The organism is Pantoea sp. PGP6 (genome assembly GCF_053474785.1).
This window is the reverse complement of sequence record NZ_JBQBMA010000001.1, coordinates 3,092,973-3,114,874: the sequence shown is the minus strand read 5'-3', so window position 1 is coordinate 3,114,874 and position 21,902 is coordinate 3,092,973. Positions and strand designations below refer to the sequence as shown.

The window sequence follows — 21,902 nt, the reverse complement described above, 5'->3', positions numbered from 1 at the left end:
GGCTGATGCGCCAGCATCGCCCGCAGGGCGTGGCCCCGGATGGGCACGGCTTATCCTGCACGACCCACCGATTAAGAAGAAAGCGCCTTCAAGGCGCTTTTTTCGTTTCTGCGGCACAGAGTTAAACCTGCCGGATGAGAACCTGCCGCAGCATCAGCCGCAGGGCGGGCGTGCGTTGCCGGGCCAACGCTTCGCGTTTTTATCCGGACTGCCCGCGCCATCCTCTTCTGACCGTATTCCCTGCGCGTTGAACTAATTGGTTGCGAGCAGATTTATCCCCCATCCTGTCCGTCACGGTTTTTTCTGCGCTTTCGCCACCGACAGACTCTTCCAGATATGCATTACCGCGTAGCTGCGCCACGGCCGCCACGACTGCGATCGCGCCTCCGCTTCGGCGGCCGTCAGGCCACCCAGATTATTGCGTACCGCAATGTCTTCTTTAGGAAAGGCATCCGGCCAGCGCAGGGCGCGCATCGCAATATAGTGAGCGGTCCATGGTCCGATGCCCGGTAAGCTCATCAGCCGCGCCATCATCGCCTCAGGCGACAGGGTGGCATTGAACCGTAGCTCACCCGCAGCACAGGCGCTGGCAAAGGCCTGAATCGCCCTGGCGCGGGCGCTGACTATCCCGAGGCGGGCAATCTCATCCAGTGAGGTCTGCGCGATCGTCGCCGGGCGGGCTGAGTAGCGTGACAGATCGGCGAACGGTGTCACGCAGGCTTCACCAAACGCCTGGGCAAAACGGCTGCTCAGCGTGGTCGCGGCTTTCACCGTAATCTGCTGACCGAGTATCGCCCGCACGCCCATCTCAAACCCGTCAAAGGCACCGGGTACCCGCAGGCCGGGATAATCAGCCAGACTCTGCGCCAGCAGCGGGTCCTGCTGCAGATGCGCCGCAATTCGCTGTGGCTGCGCATTGAGATCGAACAGATCGCGCAGCCGACGCAGCAGGGCCGGCAACACCGGCGTTAAGCTGCTGGTGAACTCAACCTGCAACGCCTGTTTTGCCGGCAGATGCGACACGCTGACCCAGCCGCGGTAGTCGCCCAGCGCCACGGTGCGCCGGTAGCAGCCATCTTCAACCGCCTCAATCTCTTTCATCAGGCGGAGCTGCAAAAAGCTGAGCATCGCCTGCCAGTCATAAGGGGGACGATAACTGAGCCGCAGCCGCATGGTATCGCCAGGCTGCAGCTGCGCCGCCGGCAGCGTCTCCTTACGCAAGGCACCGGGCGTCATGCGGTAACGGGCCTGGAATACATCATTAAAGCGCCGCAGACTGCCAAAGCCGCTGGCATAGGCCACGTCAATAATCGGCAGCCGGGTCTCGGTCAGCAGCTGCTTTGCCAGCAACATCCGACGCGTCTGCTTCAGCTCGAGCGGCGAGACGCCCAGCTCCTGCTGCACAATCCGCCGCAGCTGACGTGCGCTGATACCGAACTCTGCCGCAATCTCATCCAGCCCTTCATGCTGCTCCAGCACACCTTCCTCAATGCGCTGCACCAGCCGATCGGCGATGCGATGGGCATGATCAACCGGCGCATTTCCGGGTGCCAGCTCCGGGCGGCAGCGCAGGCAGGGCCGGAATCGGGCTTTTTCAGCGGCTTCGGCGCTGCCGAAGAACAGACAGTTTTTCTGCATCGGCGCTTTCACCGGGCAGATCGGGCGGCAATAGATACCGGTTGAGGTCACGCCGACGAAGAACACCCCATCAAAACGGGTATCACGTGAGGTCAGCGCCTGGTAGGCAATTTCGGGATCGAGCATGGCGTTTCTCCGGCAAATAATGCGCAGCCTACGCCGGAATGAACCTGCAGACTGGCTGTTTTCGGACAGCACAACAGTTTATCGCCATGACCGAAAACAGCCAGCGCGGCCGATAAAAAGTGCGATAATCGCTGCTGAATATGTGAGCGGAGAATCAGCATGTATTACTTCAAACCTATCGTCACCGTTGTCGGTGAACTCAAGCTGGTCGCCAGCGATCGCGGTCTGGTCGGTATTTTGTGGGAAAACGACGATCCGAAACGTACCCGGTTTTTGCCGCAAACCCGTCACGATGAACACCCGGTGTTACAGGAAACGGCCAGACAGTTGATGGAATATTTTGCCGGCGAACGGCGCTTTTTCGAATTGCCGCTCGACTTTGTCGGTACCGATTTTCAGAAAAAAGTCTGGCAGGCGCTGGTGACGATTCCGTTTGGCGAAACCCGCAGCTACAGCCAGATTGCTCGCGAGATCGGTCATCCGCTGGCGGTGCGTGCAGTTGGGGCTGCCAATGGCCGTAATCCGCTTTCGATTATCGCACCGTGCCATCGGGTAATCGGTGCCAACGGTAAACTGACCGGCTTCGCGGGAGGGCTGGAGATTAAAGCCTTTTTGCTGGCGCTGGAAGCACCTCAGGCCGCGCTGACGCTGGCAGAGGAAAAGCAGCCGGGCTGAAGCGCAATAGCGTGCGGTTGCAGACAAAAACTCCACGACACACCGACACATTTCCGCTATCGTGTTTAGCATATAAAACACGATGGCGGGAACAACGCCATATGTCGCCTTAACAGGCCATTTTCGTTAATTAGATAAAACGAGAGCTGTGTCATGAGTGTGATGTTCGATCCCGAGAGCGCCGTTTACCCTTTCCCGCCCAAGCCTGCCCGACTGACTGATGATGAAAAGGCGGCCTATCGTGAGAAAATCAAAGCGTTACTGAAAGCACGCAATGCCGTGATGGTGGCGCACTACTACACCGACCCGGAAATTCAGGCGCTGGCGGAAGAGACCGGCGGCTGTGTCTCCGACTCGCTGGAGATGGCGCGCTTCGGCAGTAACCATCCGGCGACGACCCTGCTGGTGGCAGGCGTACGCTTCATGGGAGAAACCGCCAAAATCCTCAGCCCGGAGAAAACCGTGCTGATGCCGACGCTGCAGGCCGAATGTTCCCTCGATCTGGGCTGCCCGATTGAGGAGTTCAACGCCTTCTGCGATGCCCATCCCGATCGTACCGTGGTGGTCTACGCCAATACTTCTGCGGCGGTGAAAGCGCGCGCCGACTGGGTGGTGACCTCCAGCATCGCGGTTGAACTGATTGAACATCTCGACAGCCTCGGCCAGAAAATCATCTGGGCACCGGATCGCCATCTTGGCCGCTACGTGACGCAAAAATCGGGCGCGGATGTGCTGTGCTGGCAGGGTGCCTGCATCGTACATGACGAGTTTAAAACCCAGGCGTTGCAGCGGATGAAAGCGCTCTATCCTGAGGCGGCGGTGCTGGTGCATCCCGAGTCGCCGCAGGCGATTGTCGATCTGGCCGACGCGGTGGGGTCTACCAGCCAGCTGATTCAGGCGGCGAAATCGCTGCCGCATCCGCAAATGATCGTCGCGACCGATCGCGGCATCTTTTATAAAATGCAGCAGGCGGTTCCGGTAAAAGAGCTGCTGGAAGCGCCGACCGCCGGAGAAGGAGCAACCTGTCGCAGCTGCGCACATTGCCCGTGGATGGCGATGAACGGCCTCAGGGCGATTGCAGAGGCGCTGGAGTCGGGTAGGGCAGATCATCAGGTTCAGGTTGCCGATGACCTGCGAGAGGCCGCATTGCTGCCGCTTAATCGCATGCTATCCTTTGCAGCAGATCTTAAACTCAACGTGAAAGGAAACGCCTGAGGCGTTTCTTTGACAGGTGCCAGCCATGGATTTCTTCAGCACGCACAATATTCTGGTGCATATTCCGCTCGGTGCGGGCGGTTACGACCTCTCGTGGATTGAAGCGATTGGCACCCTGGCGGGTTTACTCTGTATCTGGCTCGCCAGCCTGGAAAAGATCGTCAATTATCCGTTTGGCCTGATTAACGTCACGCTGTTTGCGGTGATCTTCTTTCAAATCCAGCTCTATGCCAGCCTGCTGTTGCAGCTGTTCTTTTTCGTCGCCAATCTCTATGGCTGGTACGCCTGGAGTCGGCAGACGGATGACCATCAGGCGGCGCTGAAGATTCGCTGGCTGCCGTTACCCAAAGCACTGGCCTGGGCAGCCGGCTGCATCATCGCGATTGCGCTGATGACGCGCTATATCGATCCGGTGTTTGCGCTGCTGACGCGGGCGGCGGTAACGCTGATGAACGGTCTCGGACTGGCGGTGGCGATGCCAGCGCTGCAACCGGATGCGTTCCCGTTCTGGGATTCCTGCATGATGGTGCTGTCGATTGCGGCGATGATCCTGATGACGCGCAAATATGTTGAGAACTGGCTGCTGTGGGTAATCATCAACGTGATTAGCGTAATGATTTTTGCGCGTCAGGGCGTGTATGCGATGTCGCTGGAATATGTGATTCTGACGCTGATTGCGCTGAACGGTTCGCGGATGTGGATTCGCAGCGCGCGGCAACAGGGTTCCCGCGCGCTATCGTCTTAGTGAGCGTGATGCTCACCCGGCGCGTGACTGTGGTCATGATGGACGTGACCGGCCGCTGAGCCACTGTTCATGCCGAGTTCGCACTCGGCACCGGCACACGGCTGGTACTCCATCTGCACGGTGGCGTGCGCAATCTGATAGTGCTGCTGCAGATAATCATGAATACGGTGCAGCAGCGCGTCATGATCGTAAGGCGGGATCACCTGCACGTGCAGCGTCAGCAGCGGTTTCTCGCCGACCTGCCACAGATGTACATGATGCACGTTACGCACTTCGGCAATATTGAGCGTCAGATCGCGGATCAGTCGGGTGACATCCAGCGAACGCGGCGCACCTTCCAGTAACTCCTGCAGGCTTTCGCGCAACAACGCCCAGGCGCTGCGCAGCACCAGCAGCGATACCAGCAGCGACAGGATTGGGTCAATCGGCGTCCAGCCGGTCAGCATAATAATCACCGCCGCCACGATAGCACCCACCGATCCCAGCAGATCGCCCATCACATGCAGCGCCGCGGCGCGCACGTTCAGATTCTTCTCTCCGCTGCCGTGATGCAGCAACCAGAACGACAGGATATTGGCCAGCAGACCCGCGATCGCGATACCCAGCATCAGTCCGCCGGTCACCGGTTGCGGATCGGCAAAGCGACGCAGCGCCTCCCAGACGATCAACGCGGTAATCGCCAGCAGGGCCAGCGCATTGACAAACGCGGCCAGCGTGGTCAGGCGAAGCAGGCCAAAGGTATGGCGGGCATTGGGTTTGCGGCGAGCAAACTGCACTGCCAGCAGCGCCATCAGCAGCGCGGCGGCATCGGTCAGCATATGACCGGCGTCGGCCAGCAGCGCCAGCGAGCCAGACAACCAGCCGCCAATCACTTCGGCGACCATAAACAGGGTGGTGACGCCAAACGCGGCCGCCAGACGGGTGCGATTACTATCCTGCCCGCTATGAGTGTGGGTGTGTGCCATAAGAATCCAGTTTTTTCAGTAACCTGTTAGTCAATAATATCAGTAATCGCCACGTTTCAGACGTGTCCTGATGCTGTTTTGCCTGTTCCGCCAGCTGCTGGCTGAGCTGCGCGCCTTTCTCCAGTCCCACCAGTAACCAGCTGCCTTTCATCCGGTGAGCGGCTTCCGCTAATCCGTGCGGGTCCGACTGCTCGCGCGCCGTGGTGAGCCGCGCCAGATCCTGGCTCACCGTGTCGCGCAGCGTCTGGCTCAGGCGGCCGAGAAACTTGTCGTTGTGCTGCGCCAGCCGCAACAGATTGTCATCCAGCGCCGCCAGCGGATCGGCCTGCCACTCGGCCAGCAGCGCACTGAGGTCGGATAACTGCACCGGTTTGATCAGCACCCGCTCGCCCGCCGCCAGCGGCTGTGCCAGCAGTTGGGCGTCGGCTGAACAGAGCACCCGCATCGCCTGACGGCCACGCTGGCGGTCACGACGGCGCAACAGCCGCAGCAGCAGCGTACCGTCAGGGCGCGGCATCATCTGATCGATAAACAACAGGTCATACGGCTGTTGCGCATCGGCCCGCAACAGATCGCGTCCCTGTTCGAAGATGTCAGCCTGGATAGCAAAGCGCGCCAGCTGCTGCTGCATCACCAGCAGATTGGTGGGATGATCATCCACAATCGCCACGCGCAGCTGAGGATAACCGGGCAGGGTGGACTCGCTGCTGTGGCTGACCGGTTCGCAGGGTTGCAGCGGCAGTGTGACGGTGACCTGAGTACCGTGGCCGGGCTGAGAGCTGAGCCGGATATCGCCTCCCATGCGCAGCACCATTTCACGGCAGATAAACAGCCCAAGACCGCTGCCCTGCACCGAAACCGATCGACCGGACGGCGCCTGATACCAGGGATCGAACAGCTTCTGCTGCTCATCGGCTGGAATACCGCTGCCGCTGTCGCTGACCGTCAGCTCCAGCTGCTGCCGGGCCGCCAGGGTCAGGCGGATCTCACCGTGGCGGGTAAACTTCAGCGCATTGGTCATCAGATTATTCACTACCTGCTGCAACCGATCGGCATCGATCAGGATCGCCTCAGGCAATGGCGTCAGTGCGTCAACCAGCAGCCGCGGTCCGTCAGCGCGCATTAACGGATGGTAAAAATGCTGCTGCTGTTCGAGCCACTGCGGCAGAGCCAGCGGACGCGGTGACAGGGTGAAGCTGTTGCTCTCAATTCGCGCGTGATCCTGCAGGTCATTAAGCAGGGTCAGCAACGACTGCGCGCTGCTGTGCAGCAGCGTCAGATTCTGGCTACTGTGCTGCTGCTTTTCCAGTTCCAGCAGCCCGAGGATCGCCTGCATCGGGGTGCGCAGCTCATGGCTGACGGTCGCCAGAAACTGACTTTTCATCGCATTGGCGCGCTCCGCCTGCTCACGCTGCTGGCGTTCACGGCGCTGCTGCCAGTAACGGCGGGCCAGTAACAGCAACAGCAAGGCGATCGCCGCCCCGGCAATCGCCAGCACCATCATCGGTAAGGAGCGCATCACCATCACGCTGCCCGGCTGCGGTGGCGTCGACCAGCTGTCCCGCATCTGGCTCTGGGTTTCTGCCGGGATCTGCTGTAGTGCCCGATCCAGCAGCGCGCGCAGCACCGGCTGGTCGGACGTGACGCCCAGCGCGATCGGCCAGGCGATGTCGCTGGCGGCAAAGGCAAGATGGATACGGACGTCGTTGCGGCTGGCGATGCGCCAGCGGGCCGACAGCACATTATCGACCAGCGCATCGATTTGTCCTTTAGCCAGCGCATCGTACAGGCTGTTGCGATCGGTAAAGCGTTGCGGCTGCAGATCGTCAGGCAGCAGCCGCTGCGCCAGATCGTCCTGCAACACTCCGACGCGTTTACCGCGCAGATCGCGCCAGTGCGTCAGGGTGTCGGGCTGGATGCTGTAGATGCCCCACAGCGCGCGCCATACCGGCAGCGAGGTGCTCTGCATGGCATCACCGTTAAGCGGTTGCATCAGCTGCAGCATCGCCTGCTGCTGACCGAGCAGCGTGGCGGCCTGGCGGGGATTGCTGACCCACACCGGCTCAAATTGCAGCCCGGTACTCTGGGCAATCACTTTCAGCAGTTCCACCCCATAGCCGCGCGCCGTACCGGTGCTGTCGCGATAGCTCCACGGATAGTTATCCGGCTCGGCGGTGTAACGCACGCGCGGATGGGCAGCAATCCACGCCCGCTCATCCGGGCTGAGCATCAGGGTCTGGGTATCCTGATAGCGCGGCAGAATGCTGCTCCAGCGCGCCTGAAGAGTATTCATCAGTTCGGCAGGCAGCTGACGCAGGCTCTGATTAATCCAGCCAATCAGTTGCGGATCGCGGCTGACCGCACGCAGATTGACCTGTCCGGCTTCTATCCGCGAGGCGATCTGATAAATCTGACCCTGCTGCAGCTGGCTCAACAGAAAGCCGGCGCTGGTCTCATCCGCCACCACATAATCGTTCTGCTGATTAAGCAGGGTGTAAAGGGCCTGCAAATCGCTGCTGTATCGCCGCCAGTGATGACGCGCCGCCAGCGCCGGCGGCAGCTGTGCCAGCGTTGTGTCACTGATCGCCAGTTGGGCATTCTGGCTGTTAAACATCACCGCACGCTGATTTTGCTGATTACGGTAGATGCGCAGCGGGCTGCTGAACCAGTTATCACTGCTGAGGATGCCGTCCGGCAAAGGGGCGGCCAGCATACCGAGGGCAAAATCGATCTGGCCGTCGTTCAGCGCCTGTAACAGATGCGCCTGATCGGCATACAGCGTCAGGCTGAACTGGGCACCGGTCAGCTGGCGCAGCGCCGAGAGATAATCGGCATTGATACCGTACAGATCGTTGCCGATGCGCATCGCCCACGGCGCGTTATTCTCTTCCAGCAGGCCGACGCGCAGCATCCGGCCCTGCATGGTTTCGGCGCGATTCACCGGCAGCATCATTGGCAGGTTAACGCTGCTGACCGGACGAACGTCTGCCCGGGCTCCGCCCCACAGCAACAGCAAAATCAGCAACGCGTATCTCACTGCTGCGCCTTCCACAGGTCGGCCAGTTCCACCACCGAACGGGCGCCGGTTTTTTCCAGAATATTCTTTTTATGGGTGCTGACGGTTTTGTTGCTGATGTGCAGTTGTTCGGCGATTTGCAGGTTCGATAAGCCGCTGGCCAGCAAGGCCAGCACCTGACGCTCTTTTTGCGTCAGCGGCAGCTCCGGGCCATCTTCAATGACGGGAAAGGCGGTATGGCCGCCCAGCACCGCCAGAATGGCGCTGAGTAACTGCTCCATCCGCTGACTTTTCACTACGTAACCTGCTGCACCCAGCGCCTGCGCACGTCGCATGGTGTGCTGGGTTTGCTGGGCCGAGTAGATCAGCACCGGACAATCCGGCAGATGAATTTTCAGGCGACGCAGAATTTCCAGCCCGTCACCATCCGGCAGGCCAATATCCAGCACGATAATATCCAGCGGCAAGGACAGAAAGGGGCGCGCCGCTTTTTCGCTGCTGGCCGGGTAGAGCGTAATCGGAATCGGCGATTGGGTCAGTGCAGCCTCAAGGGCGACTTCGACCAGTGGATGATCATCAATCAGAAGCAATGCGGCCATGAACGTTTCCCTGTTAATTTCACCGGCTCAGCATAGCGGAAGAGAAGAGAGGAGGGGAGAAAAAGACAGGAGAGCAGGCGCTCTCCTGATCGGACAGAATTACTGCGACGTGCCGTCGGTTTTGGTATTAACGTCACCGCCACCTTCTTTAGTCTGCACTTTCTTATTAATGTTCGGGCATTTGCCGTCTTTACATTGACTATTCTGGTCAATTTCATTTGCAGACATATTACCGCTGCTGGTGTTACTGCCCGCGGCGGCCGGATTGGTGTTGGTGCCGGTATTATTAATATTGCTGTTATCCACTTTATTTGGCGGCAGGTTCTCTTTTGCACCGCCCGCCGCTGCGCCCGCATCGGCAGCCTGGTTAGCCGTACCGTTGTTGCTGCTCGCCGCCATTGCCGCGCCGCTGCTCAGTGTCATCGCTGCTGTTAAAAAGAGTAAGGCAAACTTTTTCATCATTATGCTCCCGTTAATTAATGAAGTTGCTGCTTCAAGCCCAGAGGTGCAGTTTGGATAAAAGAATCCCTGACGAAATAAAATTCGCCGGTTGGCTTAAACAGGGTGATTTAATCGGGTAAGCAGTCCATTCCTCAGTGCTTACCATTAAAAAGTCTAGACGCTTACCCGATTAATGCAAATATCACCCGCACATTTAACCCGCAGCGGGAATTTACACCCCTGACGCTTCGGGCTACATTGGTCGGGTTGTGCCCGGCGCGCGCTGGGCCAGAAATAATATGGAATCAGTATGAATTACCAGAACGATGATTTACGCATTAAAGAGATCAAAGAGCTGTTACCGCCGGTAGCACTGCTTGAAAAATTCCCGGCGACCGATCGCGCGGCAGAAACCGTTTCTCAGGCGCGTCAGGCGATTCATCAGATTTTACAGGGACAGGACGATCGTCTGCTGGTGGTGATCGGGCCGTGCTCGATTCATGACACCGAAGCAGCAAAAGAGTACGCCGCTCGCCTGCTGACGCTGCGCAACGAACTGAAAGGCGAGCTGGAAATCGTGATGCGGGTCTATTTTGAAAAGCCGCGTACCACGGTGGGCTGGAAAGGGCTGATCAACGATCCCTACATGGACGGCAGCTTCCAGCTGAACGACGGACTGCGTCTGGCGCGTAAACTGCTGCTGGATATCAACGACAGCGGCTTACCGGCGGCGGGCGAGTTCCTGGATATGATCACCCCACAGTACGTGGCCGATCTGATGAGCTGGGGGGCGATTGGTGCCCGCACCACCGAGTCACAGGTTCACCGTGAGCTGGCGTCAGGCCTCTCTTGTCCGGTGGGCTTTAAAAATGGCACTGACGGCACCATCAAGGTGGCTATCGACGCCATCAACGCCGCCGGTTCACCGCACTGCTTCCTGTCGGTGACCAAATATGGCCATTCGGCGATTGTCGAAACCAGCGGTAATGCCGATTGCCACATCATTCTGCGCGGCGGCAAAGAGCCAAACTACAGTGCGCAGCACGTCAGCGAGGTCAAAACCGGTCTGGCGAAAGCCGGTCTGCCGCAGCAGGTGATGATCGACTTCAGCCACGCTAACAGCAGCAAGCAGTTCCAGAAGCAGATGCTGGTGGCGGACGATGTGGCGCAGCAGATGATCAACGGCGAGCGGGCAATTGTCGGCGTGATGATTGAGAGTCATCTGGTGGAAGGCAATCAGAGCCTCGAGAGCGGTGAGCCGCTGGTCTACGGCCAGAGCGTCACTGACGCCTGCATCGGCTGGGATGACACCGATAAAGTGTTACGCCAGTTAGCGGCAGCGGTAAAACAGCGTCGCGGCTGAAGGCAGCGCGCATAAAAAAGGCCAGACTCACGTCTGGCCTTTTTGCGTTTTAGCGCAGAATTATTTGGCTTTACCCTGGTTAGCGACGGCCGCGGCTTTCGCTGCGATCTCGTCGGCATCACCCAGGTAGTAACGTTTCAGCGGTTTGAAGTTTTCATCGAACTCATACACCAGCGGCACGCCGGTTGGGATGTTCAGTTCGAGGATCTCATCTTCGCTCAGGTTATCCAGATATTTTACCAGCGCACGCAGTGAGTTACCGTGGGCGGCGATAATCACTTTCTCACCGCTTTTGATGCGCGGCAGAATGGTGTCATTCCAGTAAGGGATCACGCGCTCGATGGTCAGCGCCAGGCTCTCAGTGGTCGGCAGCTGCTCAGGGGTCAGTGACGCATAGCGTGGATCGTGGCCAGGGAAACGCTCATCAGCACGGTCCAGTTCTGGTGGAGTAACGGCAAAGCCGCGACGCCACTGCTTAACCTGCTCATCACCATACTTGGCGGCGGTTTCTGCTTTATCCAGACCCTGCAGCGCACCGTAGTGACGCTCGTTCAGACGCCAGGTTTTTTCGACCGGCAGCCAGGCCTGATCCAGCTCATCCAGCACGTTCCACAGGGTGTGGATAGCACGCTTCAGTACTGAGGTGTAAGCAAAATCAAAAACAAAGCCTTCTTTCTTCAGCAGTTGACCTGCTGATTTGGCTTCGCCACGACCTTTTTCAGAAAGGTCAACATCATACCAACCGGTAAAGCGGTTTTCGTTGTTCCACTGGCTTTCGCCGTGTCGCACCAGAACCAGCTTAGTTACAGCCATAGCTTAACTCCTTAATACTGTGATGTTTCTGTGAGAATGGAAACCTGCTGCTGCCAGCCCGTTCAACGAGCCAATTGCGCCATACCATAACGGAAAAGCGGGCAGCGCGTAAGCCTGTCGGTAACGCACTGCGCGTTTTTCAGCCGGTGACTCAGCGCGGCGTGAAGCGATAACGCGTCACCGATTCCCAGCGATCTCCCGGCTGCAGCCAGCAATCGGCCTGCGGCCATTCAGCATGATTAGGCGAGTCCGGCAAAAACTCGCTCTCCAGCGCAATGCCCTGAAAAGCAGTATAGCTCTCCTGCTCACGAGCACGGGTGCCTGCCAGATAGTTAGCCGAATAGAACTGCAACGCCGGTGCCGAGGTGGTGACACTGAGCTGCAGTTTGCCATCTTCTGACCAGAGTTCTGCCGCGGGCTGACTGGCGTCCCCGGCGCTGTTCAGCAGGAACGCGTGGTCATAACCCTTCACCGCACGCTGATCGTCGTCGGCGAGGAAATCCTGCGCCACTGGTTTGGCCTGACGAAAATCGAAACTGGTGCCCGCCACCGCTTTCAGCGGCGCATTCGGAATACCCTCGCTGTCGACCGGCAGATAACTGTCGGCGTGCAGTTGTAAGCGATGCTGACGCGCGTCGCCATGATGCGCATCAAGGTTAAAGTAAGCATGGTTGGTCAGGTTGACCGGACAGGCCTGATCGCAGCGCGCTTCATACTGAATGCTCAGGCAGTTATCGTCATCCAGCTGATAGCGTAGATCGGCAATCAGGTTGCCCGGATAGCCCTGGTCGCCATCGGGCGAATCCAGCCGATAGTGCACCTCGGTTTCCGACTGACTGACGATCTGCCAGCGGCGCTTATCAAAACCTTGCGGGCCACCGTGCAGCTGATGCGGGCCCTGATTAGCCGCCAGCTGCCGGTTAAGTTTATTCAGCTTCGCGCCGGCAATACGGTTGGCGTAGCGTCCGACCGTGGCACCCAGATAGGCATCCTGATGCAGGTAATCTGACGGCGTGGCGCAGCCGAGCAGCGCCTCACGCACCGTGCCATCCTGCATCGGAACACGGGCCGACAGCCAGGTTGCGCCCCAGTCCATAAATGTCACCAGCATGCCGTTCGCATTACGCAACACGGTGATGCGCCACGGCTGGCCGTCCGGCGCATGAGAATTGACGTCGTTTAACATGGGCCGGCTCCCGCTGAGGCTTTACAGACGTAGAAGGTCTCTTTGATGCCGGTCTGCGCTTCATACTGCTCCGCCACCGCAGCTTTCACCTGATCGACCAGATCGAGCGGCATCAGCGCCACGATACAGCCGCCAAAGCCGCCGCCGGTCATGCGCACGCCGCCGCGCTCGCCGATTTGGGCTTTAACAATCTCTACCAGCGTATCGATCGGTGGAACGGTGATCTCAAAATCATCACGCATTGAGGCGTGAGATTCCGCCATCAGCTGGCCCATACGCGTCAGGTCACCGCGGGTCAGCGCATCTGCTGCTTCCAGCGTGCGGGCATTTTCCGTCAGCACGTGACGAACGCGCTTCGCTACCTGCGGATCGAGTTGCGACTGCGCCGCCTCAAATTCAGCCAGTTCAACGTCACGCAGCGCAGGCTTGTTGAAGAAGCGCGCGCCGGTTTCACACTGCTGGCGGCGGGTGTTGTACTCGCTGCCGACCAGGGTACGGCGGAAGTTAGAGTTGATGATCACTACCGCAATGTCTTCCGGCATCGAGACCGGACGGGTACCCAGCGTGCGGCAATCGAGCAGCATGGCGTGATCTTTCTGACCGAGCGCCGAAATCAGCTGGTCCATGATGCCGCAGTTACAGCCGACGAACTGGTTCTCAGCTTCCTGACCGTTGACCGCAATTGCCGCGCCGTCCAGCGGCAGATGGTAGAGCTGCTGCACCACGGTGCCGACCGCCACTTCCAGCGAGGCAGAGGAACTCAGGCCTGCGCCCTGCGGCACATTGCCACTGATCACCATATCGATACCGCCGAAATCGGCGTGGCGCTGTTGCAGGTGTTTCACCACGCCGCGCACATAGTTGGCCCACATCGGCTGCTCAAGGCTGACGATCTCTTCATCCAGCGAGAAGCTGTCTTCGGCATTGTCGTAATCGACCGCGACGACCCGAATCTGACGATCGTCACGACGGGCGCAGGCGATTACGGTCTGATAGTCGATGGCGCACGGCAGCACAAAGCCATCGTTGTAGTCGGTATGTTCGCCAATCAGATTAACGCGACCCGGAGCCTGAATGGTGTGGGTAGGCGCATAGCCGAAGGTCTCAGAGAAGACCTGCTGCGTGATGGTTTTTAAGCTCATTATTGTGCCTCACGGAAGTGAACGTCGCTGACAGAACGCAGACGTTCCGCCGCCTGTTCCGCCGTTAAATCGCGTTGGGTTTCGGCCAGCATTTCATAGCCAACCATGAATTTACGCACCGTTGCTGAACGCAGCAGCGGCGGATAGAAGTGTGCATGCAACTGCCAGTGATCGTTGGCTTCACCGTTGAACGGCGCGCCGTGCCAGCCCATCGAGTAGGGGAAAGAGCACTGGAACAGATTGTCGTAGCGGCTGGTCAGCAGCTTGATCGCTTTCGCCAGATCGCTGCGCTGCGCCTGATTAAGATCGGTCAGGCGTTTAATATGCGCTTTGGGCAGCAGCAGGGTTTCGAACGGCCACGCCGCCCACCACGGCACCACGGCCAGCCAGTGATCGGTCTCGACCACGGTGCGACTGCCATCCTGCTGTTCACGCGCGAGATAATCGACCAGCATCGGCGAACCGTGTCGGTCAAAGTAAGCACGCTGATGGTCGTCTTCGCGCTGTGCTTCATTGGGCAGGAAGCTGTTGGCCCAAATCTGACCGTGCGGATGTGGGTTAGAACAGCCCATCGCCGCGCCTTTGTTTTCAAACACCTGCACCCACGGGTAGTGCTGACCCAGATCGGCCGTCTGCTGCTGCCAGGTGCGAACCACTTCTTCCAGCGCGCTCAGCGACATCTCCGGCAGGGTTTTACTGTGATCCGGTGAAAAGCAGATCACCCGACTGGTGCCGCGTGCGCTTTCACAGCGCATCAGCAGATCGTCGCTCTCTGGCGCGTCTGGCGTGTCGGTCATCAGCGCAGCAAAGTCATTGGTAAAGACATAAGTGCCGGTATAGTCAGGGTTTTTGTCACCGGTAATGCGGGTATTGCCGGCACACAGGAAGCAGTCAGGATCGTGCGCCGGTAAGGTATTAACCGCCGGCGTCTCCTGCGCGCCTTGCCATGGGCGTTTGGCACGATGAGGTGAAACTAAAATCCATTGATCAATCAGTGGATTGTAACGGCGATGCGGGTGATCGACCGGGTTAAATTTTTCCATGTTGAATCCTGGTAAGCGTCAAAAGCCAGAAAGGCATCGGTAAAAAGTAGCACATCAGCGCGCCCGAAAGCGTGATCAAGTCTGGATAAATGGTATCGTTTACACAAGCTGAATATTCTCATTTAGTGGCATTGTGTCGGCAGGGCTGGCAGAAAAGGGCGAAGGGAATGGTAGCGGTTACACCTGAAGGCAAAGCAGACGCCGGCTGACCGGCGTCTGGCGGGATTACCCGAGCTGTTGCTGCTGGTAGTGGTAACGGCCGTCGCTGGCAACAAAGCTCAGACGGTGCGTGATGCACTGCGGCGCATCCTCGGCGTGGTGCGAAACAAACAGCAGCTGAGTACGGCCTTCGCCGATCAGCACATCGACAAAGCGCCGCACCAGCTGGCGGTTGATCGGATCAAGTCCCTGCAGCGGCTCATCAAGAATCAGCAGCGTCGGGTGTTTCACCAGCGCGCGGGCAATTAACACCAGCCGCTGCTGTCCCCAGGAGAGGCTGTGGAAGGGGGCATCGGCCTGCGCAGGGGTCATGCCGAGCAGCGCCAGCCACTGCCGGGCCAGCGACTTCTGTCGGTCAGACGCTGGCTGATAGAGACCAATCGAATCGAAGAAGCCTGACAGGATCACCGTAAGCACATTGACGCTGACGCGATAGTCGAGATGCAGGCTGCTGCTGACATAGCCGATATGCTGCTTGATCTCCCAGATGGTTTCACCGCTGCCGCGCCGGCGGCCAAACAGCGTCAGATCGTTGCTGTAGCCTTGCGGATGGTCACCGGTCACCAGGCTGAGCAGGGTTGATTTGCCCGCCCCGTTCGGACCGATAATCTGCCAGTGCTCGCCGGCATTCACCTGCCAGCTAAGACCGTCGATCACCGGCCGATCGTGATAAGAGACGACGCCGTTGCGCAGTATCACGCGCGGCGCATCATCGGCCAGCGACGGCAGCTGGTCCGGCGCATCGGCTTCCGGCAGCGCCATGCCCAGCAGTTGTTCACTGTGCGCCAGCTGCGCCACCAGCGCTTCGGCTAAAATCGCCTGCCGTGGGCCAATATGGGTCAGGGTACACTCTGCCAGCACCCCGATTTGCTGAATATAGTCAGGGATATCATCAAACCGGTTGAGCACCAGCACCAGGGTAAATTCGGGCTGCTGCAGGCTGCGTAAGGTTTCGGTCAGGCTGGCGCGTGACGCCACATCCAGCCCGTCAAACGGCTCATCCAGAATCAACAGATCCGGCTGCTGCATCAGCGCCTGACAGAGCAGAGTCTTGCGGCTTTCGCCGGTAGAGAGGTATTTAAAGCGGCGCGACAGCAGGTGATCGATGCCGAACTGGCTGGCCAGTTGCTCACAGCGTGCGGGCTGCTGCACCTCCGCCTGAATCACCTCTGCCACGGTCAGGCCGGTATCCTCTTCACCTTCGCTGAGCAGGTCAGTGTTGTTGCGCTGCCACTCATCGGCCACCAGCTTTTGCAACTGCTCAAGCGACAGCCGCGTCGGACGCTGAAAATCACTGCTGACCGAGCCGGCAAGCGGCGCAAGTTCGCCGGAGAGGGCGCGGGCCAGCGACGACTTGCCGCTACCGTTGGCACCGACAAAAGCCCAGCTTTCGCCACGCTGAAGCTCAACCTGATTCAGGGTCAGGACCCGGGTATCGCTAAGACGAAACGTGCCTTGCGAAATCTGCAATGAAGCCATGATCTGTTCCATTTTTTGCATCGTGTTACTGAGTTGTAACCACTGGACGCGATGAAGTCAAATCAGGCGGGGTAAATCACAATAAGGTCGCGACGATCGCATGGTCAGCATTAAAACTGGCTATCACCGCGTCGCCCGGCTGCAGCGCCTGCTGGTGTATCGCGTCGTTGCTCAGGGTGGCGCACAGGGTTTCACCGCTGGGCAACTGCATTAACAGTTCGCTGAACGTCTCGCCGGGTTCTATCGCGCTGACGGTGGCGGCCAGCTGATTATCGTGGTCTGCGGCGTCACGGCGCACCTGAATCCATGGCGCTTTGATTAACACCAGCACCTCTTTGCCGGCGGCCAGCTGCAGCCGATCGGCGCTGCGCTGCGTCAGCGCGACCTTAAGCTGGGTCACCCCGTCAGCCAGTAGCACCTGCAGGTGTTGCAGTACCGGCTGCGAATCGTTACTGATCACCGTACCAAACAGCTGGTTGCGGGCGCTGGTCTGTAAAGAAAAGCGGGCGATGGCGGCCAGCAGGCTGTCGAGCGGCAGAGCGTCCTGCTGCAGCGCATCAAACGCTTTTTGCTGGATCTGCTCCATCAGGTGAAACAGCTGAATCAGTCGCTCGCCGTATCGCGTCAGGGTGGCACCGCCGCCGCCTTTGCCGCCGGTCGCGCGCGCCACCAGCGTCTCATCAGCCAGCTGGTTCATCTCATTGATCGCATCCCAGGCGCTTTTGTAACTGATGCCCGCCAGCTTTGCGCCCTGACTGATAGAGCCGGTTTGCTGTACCCGTTTCAGCAGTTCGATACGACGTGGATCGGCAAACAGTTTTTGCTGTAAACGAATATGGAGGGAAAGTTCGGCTTGCATGGCGACTCCGGCAAAGGGTTAAGGCGTATCTGCGCGATGATAGCGGCGTTTCGGGGCCAAAGTAAAAGCACGAAAAGGGCTGCGCAAATTTTTGCTGACCCGTTACAATCACTTTTTTGTTCACAGAGTGAGACGCTCCATGCTGGAATTACTTAAAAGCCTCGCCGTGGCTATCATTATGGTCCCTATCGTGATGGCAATCATGCTGGGTCTGATCTATGGCCTGGGTGAAGTCTTTAACGTCATCTCAAAATTTGGCCATCGCGAAAAATCGTCAGCCCGTTCGCATAACTAATCCCCCCGACCACGCTCGCTAATCAGGCGGGCGTGGTGCTTTCTGCCGCTGCGCAAACTTCTGCTCATCCTTCTGCTAAAACTGCCGATAATTTTCTGACACTGCCGGAAAGGGCGTTGTATCATTCGCTACACAACGAATAACCGGAGAACATCATGTCTTTAACACACTATCGTTGGGGAATAGCTGCGCTGGTGACAGCTTCCCTGGCAGGCCAGGCGGTGGCAGCGGATAAAATTACGGTCTTTGCGGCGGCGTCACTGACCAACGCTCTGCAGGAAATCGGCAGCCGTTATCAGCAGGAAAAAGGGGTGACGGTAGTCGCTTCGTTCGCTTCTTCCTCGACGCTGGCACGGCAGATTGAGCAGGGCGCACCGGCCGACCTGTTTATCTCCGCCGATCAGCAGTGGATGGATGAGGCGGTGGCGAAAAAAAGCGTCATCGACCGCAGCCGTTATACCCTGCTGGGTAACGATTTGGTGCTGGTCGCGCCGCGCAGCGCATCGGCAAAGCGGGTCGAACTGAACCCGCAGACTGACTGGAAAACGCTGCTGCACGGTGAACGTCTGGCGGTTGGCGATCCGGATCACGTCCCGGCCGGCATTTACGCCAAAGAGGCGCTACAGAAGCTGGGTGCCTGGCAGACGGTTGAACCGTCGCTGGCTGCGGCAAATAATGTGCGGGCCGCGCTGGCGCTGGTGGAGCGCAACGAAACGCCGTATGGCATTGTTTACGGTTCAGATGCGGTCGCCAGTGAGCGGGTGCAGGTGGTGGGACGGTTCCCGGCCTCCAGCCACAAACCGGTGGAATATCCGATGGCGATCGTTAAAGATCGCGATAATGCCGCCGTTAACGCTTTTTATGATTACCTGAAAGGGCCGCAAGCGGCGGTCGTGTTTAAACATTACGGATTCACACCAACCAAATGATACTCAGCGATCCCGAATGGCAGGCGGTTCTGCTTAGCCTGAAAGTCTCTGGCATTGCCGTAGCTGGCAGTCTGCCTTTCGGCATCCTGATGGCCTGGATTCTGGTGCGCTGCCGCTTTCCTGGCAAAGCGCTGCTCGACAGCCTGATTCATCTGCCGCTGGTGCTGCCGCCGGTGGTGGTCGGCTATCTGCTGCTGATCGGCCTGGGACGGCGCGGCATCATCGGTGAAAAGCTCTACGACTGGTTCGGCTTCAGCTTCGCTTTTAGCTGGCGCGGCGCGGCGCTGGCGTCGGCGGTGATCGCGTTTCCGCTGATGGTGCGCGCCATCCGGCTGGCGCTGGAGGCGGTTGATATCCGGCTGGAACAGGCCGCCCGCACTCTGGGGGCGGGTCGCTGGCGGGTATTCTTCACCATTACGCTGCCGCTGACTCTGCCGGGCGTGATCGTCGGTACCGTGCTGGCCTTCGCCCGCTCGCTGGGGGAGTTCGGTGCCACCATTACCTTTGTTTCTAATATTCCCGGCGAGACGCGTACCATTCCGCTGGCAATGTACAGCCTGATTGAAACGCCCGGTGCGGAAGGCGCGGCCGCCCGGCTGTGTGTGATTGCCATTGTGCTGGCGCTGGCGTCGCTGCTGGCGTCAGAATGGCTGGCCCGTCTCGGTCGTAAGCGAATGGGGGCCTGATGCTGTCACTCAATTTTGTCCAGCAACAGGGTGATCATCAGCTGGCGATCGACCTGCAGATACCGGCCAAAGGGATCACCGCTATTTTCGGCGTCTCCGGTGCCGGTAAAACCTCGCTGATCAACGCCATCAGTGGACTGACGCAGCCACAGCGTGGCCGGATTCAGTTGCACGATCGTCTGCTGTTTGACGCAGAGCAGCAGATTTCCCTGCCGCCGGAAAAGCGTCGGATTGGCTATGTCTTTCAGGATGCCCGGCTGTTCCCGCACTATCGGGTGCGCGGCAACCTGCAATATGGCATGGCGCCTGAGATGAAAACCCAGTTCGATACCCTGGTCTCCCTGCTGGGTCTTGAAGGATTGTTGTCGCGTTTTCCGCTGTCGCTGTCGGGCGGGGAAAAGCAGCGGGTGGCCATTGGCCGGGCATTACTGACCGCGCCGGATATGCTGTTGCTGGATGAGCCGCTGGCCTCGCTGGATTTACCGCGCAAACGCGAGCTGATGCCTTACCTGCAAAAGCTGGCGAAGCAGGTGGATATCCCGATGCTCTATGTTTCGCACAGCCTCGAGGAGATCCTGCATCTGGCGGATAACGTGCTGGTGCTGGATAGCGGTAAAGTCAAAGCGTTTGGTCCGCTGGAGCGGGTCTGGAGCAGCAGCGCGATGCGGCCGTGGCTGCCGGTCAGTGAGCTGAGCAGCGTGCTGCGGGTACAGGTGCTGGAGCAGCATCCCGACTATCCAATGACCGCGCTGTCGCTGGGTGACCAGCACATCTGGGTCAGCCGGGTTAATCAGCCGCTTAAAACGCCACTGCGGATCCGTATTGCTTCGGCCGATGTCTCGCTGGCGCTGCAACCGCCGCACAACACCTCTATCCGCAATATCCTGCCTGCGCAGGTGGTGGAGCTGGTGGAGGTCGGGGATCAGGTGGAAGTGAAGCTACGCATCGGCATCAGTGAACTGTGGGCGCGCATTACGCCGTGGGCGCGTGATGAGCTGGGCATTCGGCCGGACCAGTGGCTCTATGCCCAGATTAAAAGCGTCTCGGTCACGCCCTGATGACTAAAGGTCCTGATAATGCGTTATTTTTTAATGAAATTATTTAATGAGTCTCTTTTTTTCTGCCTTGTTTCGAATGTTTTATTGAGTAGGCTTCTGACACCTCTGAACAGAGAGCGTGGGTTCTTGCTTTCGTCACTGGTTGTCGTGAAGAGAAGAAGTGGAAAGCCGACATCAATAATCTGATGAGTATTGATATTCAATTCCCTGTCAGGAAGGGTGATATCTCCCAGAAATTTAAGCAAAATTAAAATGTGAAGCCTGTTGGTGGCCCTGAACCGTTACCAGAGGGATTCTGCAACACTTTCTGTGGTTCAGGGCAACGCCCTATAAAATGGCTTTCACCGTGCTTCTGTTTAGCTGGCCTGGATGACATCACTATGCATCAATCAAAGAAGCGTTTGATTCGGGTGGCAGAGCAGCGTGGTCAATAGCGCTATATGTTCCAGAATCGGCTATAACTTCAATCCATGTTCTTTGCAGTATTTAACACTATATACTTCTGATAAAAGATTTTCGACTTCAGGTACGGTCAGTGCAAATACGGCATCACGGAAGAAATATCCAAAATGACGCACGACTAAAAATACTGGCTCTTGTGTTTTCAGATCATTCTCTTCACCGTATTCCAGAATATCGTTGTAACGTCCACCAATGACCTTTTGCTTTGTTTCCTGACGCTGAATAAAGGGTTGTTTAGACCACTCCAGAAATTCATAAAAGGGGGCGGTGTTTTCCGTGATTCGACTATCTGTATAGATAAAGGGAAGCGCAACATAGTCGTAGCCCAGGTCAACGACAAATTGTACAAAGGAGAGGTCGTCCGGAACTTTCATGGGGTAAACTTTAGGTGCGTAGGGAGCAACGATTGAGCCATCCAGGAAAGAATAATAATGCACATCACTGGCATAGCGGGTTAAATGACCAACCTGTAACGATGTACAACCCGTGAGCATCAATGATAATAAAAGCAGAGCCTTGTTGAATATTTTTTTAAACATATCTCATACCTACAGATAAATAAGGGTTATCGGCAGGTGAAAGATAAGCTTTAGCGTTGTTTGATTGAAAATGGTGAGCGGCCTGATATCAAATAGCTTTATATCACTCTTATGGCAGCACTGTTTTTTTGATATCTTTTCCGTCATCAATGCTGGAGTCAGCTTTAATGATTGTTTATGTCATATTGGTTTATATCAATGCCAGGTTTTGAAAAGTTAAGAATGAATAATAAAGTGCAGCGCTCATTTTATAAAAGATTAAAAAAGGCTTTAATGTATACAGACCCTCCTCAGAGTCATGTTGCGTTATCTAGTGTTTTATCCCTGCGTTAAAATTTGTTTTTTGCTTCTCAACGCATTAAATGAAACAGACCCTCTTCATCGGGTCAATGCCGGGCGCGCATTACGC

20 protein-coding genes are annotated in these 21,902 nt (G+C 57.8%); 8 read left to right on the top strand and 12 right to left on the bottom strand.

The genetic code is table 11. The annotated features are described in order from the left end of the window. Positions 1–291 precede the first annotated feature (291 nt). Positions 292–1,764, bottom strand: coding sequence for an AlkA N-terminal domain-containing protein (locus ACLIBF_RS15125; RefSeq protein WP_069728041.1), 1,473 nt, complete (start codon positions 1,762–1,764; stop codon positions 292–294). A gap of 159 nt (positions 1,765–1,923) precedes the next feature. Between ACLIBF_RS15125 and ACLIBF_RS15120 the strand changes: the two genes are divergently transcribed. The 3 genes from ACLIBF_RS15120 to pnuC all read left to right on the top strand — a co-directional run bounded on the left by ACLIBF_RS15120 (position 1,924) and on the right by pnuC (position 4,399). Beyond that, a complete protein-coding gene (locus ACLIBF_RS15120) occupies positions 1,924–2,439 on the top strand; it encodes a methylated-DNA--[protein]-cysteine S-methyltransferase (protein WP_031376826.1) in 516 nt (171 codons plus the stop codon). Between the two features lie 153 nt (positions 2,440–2,592). Continuing rightward, positions 2,593–3,654 (top strand): quinolinate synthase NadA, encoded by a 1,062-nt coding sequence (gene nadA / locus ACLIBF_RS15115; protein WP_448310060.1) that lies wholly within the window; start codon positions 2,593–2,595, stop codon positions 3,652–3,654. Between the two features lie 25 nt (positions 3,655–3,679). Next, positions 3,680–4,399, top strand: coding sequence for a nicotinamide riboside transporter PnuC (pnuC, locus tag ACLIBF_RS15110; RefSeq protein ID WP_069728042.1), 720 nt, complete (start codon positions 3,680–3,682; stop codon positions 4,397–4,399). On the opposite strand, the gene zitB is transcribed toward pnuC, so the two are convergent. From zitB to ACLIBF_RS15090, 4 genes are all read right to left on the bottom strand, one after another. Next, complete coding sequence (gene zitB / locus ACLIBF_RS15105) at positions 4,396–5,364, bottom strand: CDF family zinc transporter ZitB (RefSeq protein ID WP_069728043.1); 969 nt, start codon at positions 5,362–5,364, stop codon at positions 4,396–4,398. The genes pnuC and zitB overlap by 4 nt on opposite strands. Beyond that, positions 5,342–8,416: a hybrid sensor histidine kinase/response regulator gene (locus ACLIBF_RS15100; protein WP_279809429.1), complete on the bottom strand. Its 3,075-nt coding sequence runs from the start codon at positions 8,414–8,416 to the stop codon at positions 5,342–5,344. Before ACLIBF_RS15100 ends, zitB begins: the two co-directional genes overlap by 23 nt. Then, entirely contained in the window at positions 8,398–8,979 is a 582-nt protein-coding gene (locus tag ACLIBF_RS15095; RefSeq protein ID WP_031376831.1) for a response regulator transcription factor, read from the bottom strand. Before ACLIBF_RS15095 ends, ACLIBF_RS15100 begins: the two co-directional genes overlap by 19 nt. A 99-nt stretch (positions 8,980–9,078) precedes the next feature. Further along, the gene (locus ACLIBF_RS15090; RefSeq protein WP_069728045.1) at positions 9,079–9,441 is read right to left on the bottom strand and encodes a YbgS-like family protein; all 363 of its coding nucleotides are present in this window, start codon (positions 9,439–9,441) and stop codon (positions 9,079–9,081) included. A gap of 289 nt (positions 9,442–9,730) precedes the next feature. Here ACLIBF_RS15090 and aroG point away from each other — a divergent pair, with 289 nt between their 5' ends. After that, on the top strand, positions 9,731–10,783 hold the full coding sequence (aroG, locus tag ACLIBF_RS15085; protein WP_159223754.1) for a 3-deoxy-7-phosphoheptulonate synthase AroG: 1,053 nt from the start codon (positions 9,731–9,733) through the stop codon (positions 10,781–10,783). A 60-nt stretch (positions 10,784–10,843) separates the two neighbouring features. Here the strand turns inward: aroG and gpmA are convergent, their stop codons facing one another. From gpmA to modE, 6 genes are all read right to left on the bottom strand, one after another. After that, positions 10,844–11,596, bottom strand: coding sequence for a 2,3-diphosphoglycerate-dependent phosphoglycerate mutase (gpmA, locus tag ACLIBF_RS15080; protein ID WP_448310058.1), 753 nt, complete (start codon positions 11,594–11,596; stop codon positions 10,844–10,846). A gap of 151 nt (positions 11,597–11,747) precedes the next feature. Beyond that, positions 11,748–12,782, bottom strand: a complete 1,035-nt coding sequence (gene galM, locus ACLIBF_RS15075; protein WP_031376835.1) for a galactose-1-epimerase — start codon at positions 12,780–12,782, stop codon at positions 11,748–11,750. Further along, the gene (gene galK / locus ACLIBF_RS15070) at positions 12,776–13,924 is read right to left on the bottom strand and encodes a galactokinase (RefSeq protein ID WP_159223752.1); all 1,149 of its coding nucleotides are present in this window, start codon (positions 13,922–13,924) and stop codon (positions 12,776–12,778) included. Before galK ends, galM begins: the two co-directional genes overlap by 7 nt. After that, positions 13,924–14,967 (bottom strand): galactose-1-phosphate uridylyltransferase, encoded by a 1,044-nt coding sequence (gene galT / locus ACLIBF_RS15065; protein ID WP_031376837.1) that lies wholly within the window; start codon positions 14,965–14,967, stop codon positions 13,924–13,926. The genes galK and galT overlap by 1 nt, the downstream gene beginning before the upstream one ends. 225 nt (positions 14,968–15,192) lie before the next feature. Next, the gene (modF, locus tag ACLIBF_RS15060) at positions 15,193–16,665 is read right to left on the bottom strand and encodes a molybdate ABC transporter ATP-binding protein ModF (RefSeq protein ID WP_069728047.1); all 1,473 of its coding nucleotides are present in this window, start codon (positions 16,663–16,665) and stop codon (positions 15,193–15,195) included. Positions 16,666–16,741: 76 nt separating this feature from the next. Next, on the bottom strand, positions 16,742–17,524 hold the full coding sequence (gene modE, locus ACLIBF_RS15055) for a molybdenum-dependent transcriptional regulator (protein ID WP_159223750.1): 783 nt from the start codon (positions 17,522–17,524) through the stop codon (positions 16,742–16,744). A 139-nt stretch (positions 17,525–17,663) separates the two neighbouring features. Here modE and ACLIBF_RS15050 point away from each other — a divergent pair, with 139 nt between their 5' ends. From ACLIBF_RS15050 to modC, 4 genes are all read left to right on the top strand, one after another. Next, entirely contained in the window at positions 17,664–17,819 is a 156-nt protein-coding gene (locus ACLIBF_RS15050; RefSeq protein WP_031376840.1) for an AcrZ family multidrug efflux pump-associated protein, read from the top strand. A 155-nt stretch (positions 17,820–17,974) separates the two neighbouring features. Next, positions 17,975–18,748 carry a molybdate ABC transporter substrate-binding protein gene (gene modA, locus ACLIBF_RS15045; RefSeq protein WP_279809427.1) on the top strand — a complete coding sequence of 258 codons (774 nt, stop codon included), beginning with the start codon at positions 17,975–17,977 and terminating at the stop codon, positions 18,746–18,748. Then, complete coding sequence (gene modB, locus ACLIBF_RS15040; RefSeq protein ID WP_031376842.1) at positions 18,745–19,434, top strand: molybdate ABC transporter permease subunit; 690 nt, start codon at positions 18,745–18,747, stop codon at positions 19,432–19,434. The genes modA and modB overlap by 4 nt, the downstream gene beginning before the upstream one ends. Beyond that, complete coding sequence (modC, locus tag ACLIBF_RS15035; protein ID WP_031376843.1) at positions 19,434–20,492, top strand: molybdenum ABC transporter ATP-binding protein ModC; 1,059 nt, start codon at positions 19,434–19,436, stop codon at positions 20,490–20,492. The genes modB and modC overlap by 1 nt, the downstream gene beginning before the upstream one ends. Before the next feature lie 455 nt (positions 20,493–20,947). Here the strand turns inward: modC and ACLIBF_RS15030 are convergent, their stop codons facing one another. Next, the gene (locus ACLIBF_RS15030) at positions 20,948–21,493 is read right to left on the bottom strand and encodes a hypothetical protein (protein ID WP_031376844.1); all 546 of its coding nucleotides are present in this window, start codon (positions 21,491–21,493) and stop codon (positions 20,948–20,950) included. Between the last annotated feature and the right edge of the window lie 409 nt (positions 21,494–21,902).

Bases quoted from the DNA above. Each gene is read 5' to 3' on its own strand.
- ACLIBF_RS15125 (WP_069728041.1), bottom strand. From the start codon at position 1,764: ATGCTCGATCCCGAAATTGCCTACCAGGCGCTGACCTCACGTGATACC.
- ACLIBF_RS15120 (WP_031376826.1), top strand. From the start codon at position 1,924: ATGTATTACTTCAAACCTATCGTCACCGTTGTCGGTGAACTCAAGCTG.
- nadA (WP_448310060.1), top strand. From the start codon at position 2,593: ATGAGTGTGATGTTCGATCCCGAGAGCGCCGTTTACCCTTTCCCGCCC.
- pnuC (WP_069728042.1), top strand. From the start codon at position 3,680: ATGGATTTCTTCAGCACGCACAATATTCTGGTGCATATTCCGCTCGGT.
- zitB (WP_069728043.1), bottom strand. From the start codon at position 5,364: ATGGCACACACCCACACTCATAGCGGGCAGGATAGTAATCGCACCCGT.
- ACLIBF_RS15095 (WP_031376831.1), bottom strand. From the start codon at position 8,979: ATGGCCGCATTGCTTCTGATTGATGATCATCCACTGGTCGAAGTCGCC.
- ACLIBF_RS15090 (WP_069728045.1), bottom strand. From the start codon at position 9,441: ATGATGAAAAAGTTTGCCTTACTCTTTTTAACAGCAGCGATGACACTG.
- aroG (WP_159223754.1), top strand. From the start codon at position 9,731: ATGAATTACCAGAACGATGATTTACGCATTAAAGAGATCAAAGAGCTG.
- gpmA (WP_448310058.1), bottom strand. From the start codon at position 11,596: ATGGCTGTAACTAAGCTGGTTCTGGTGCGACACGGCGAAAGCCAGTGG.
- galM (WP_031376835.1), bottom strand. From the start codon at position 12,782: ATGTTAAACGACGTCAATTCTCATGCGCCGGACGGCCAGCCGTGGCGC.
- galK (WP_159223752.1), bottom strand. From the start codon at position 13,924: ATGAGCTTAAAAACCATCACGCAGCAGGTCTTCTCTGAGACCTTCGGC.
- galT (WP_031376837.1), bottom strand. From the start codon at position 14,967: ATGGAAAAATTTAACCCGGTCGATCACCCGCATCGCCGTTACAATCCA.
- modF (WP_069728047.1), bottom strand. From the start codon at position 16,665: ATGGCTTCATTGCAGATTTCGCAAGGCACGTTTCGTCTTAGCGATACC.
- modE (WP_159223750.1), bottom strand. From the start codon at position 17,524: ATGCAAGCCGAACTTTCCCTCCATATTCGTTTACAGCAAAAACTGTTT.
- ACLIBF_RS15050 (WP_031376840.1), top strand. From the start codon at position 17,664: ATGCTGGAATTACTTAAAAGCCTCGCCGTGGCTATCATTATGGTCCCT.
- modA (WP_279809427.1), top strand. From the start codon at position 17,975: ATGTCTTTAACACACTATCGTTGGGGAATAGCTGCGCTGGTGACAGCT.
- modB (WP_031376842.1), top strand. From the start codon at position 18,745: ATGATACTCAGCGATCCCGAATGGCAGGCGGTTCTGCTTAGCCTGAAA.
- modC (WP_031376843.1), top strand. From the start codon at position 19,434: ATGCTGTCACTCAATTTTGTCCAGCAACAGGGTGATCATCAGCTGGCG.
- ACLIBF_RS15030 (WP_031376844.1), bottom strand. From the start codon at position 21,493: ATGTTTAAAAAAATATTCAACAAGGCTCTGCTTTTATTATCATTGATG.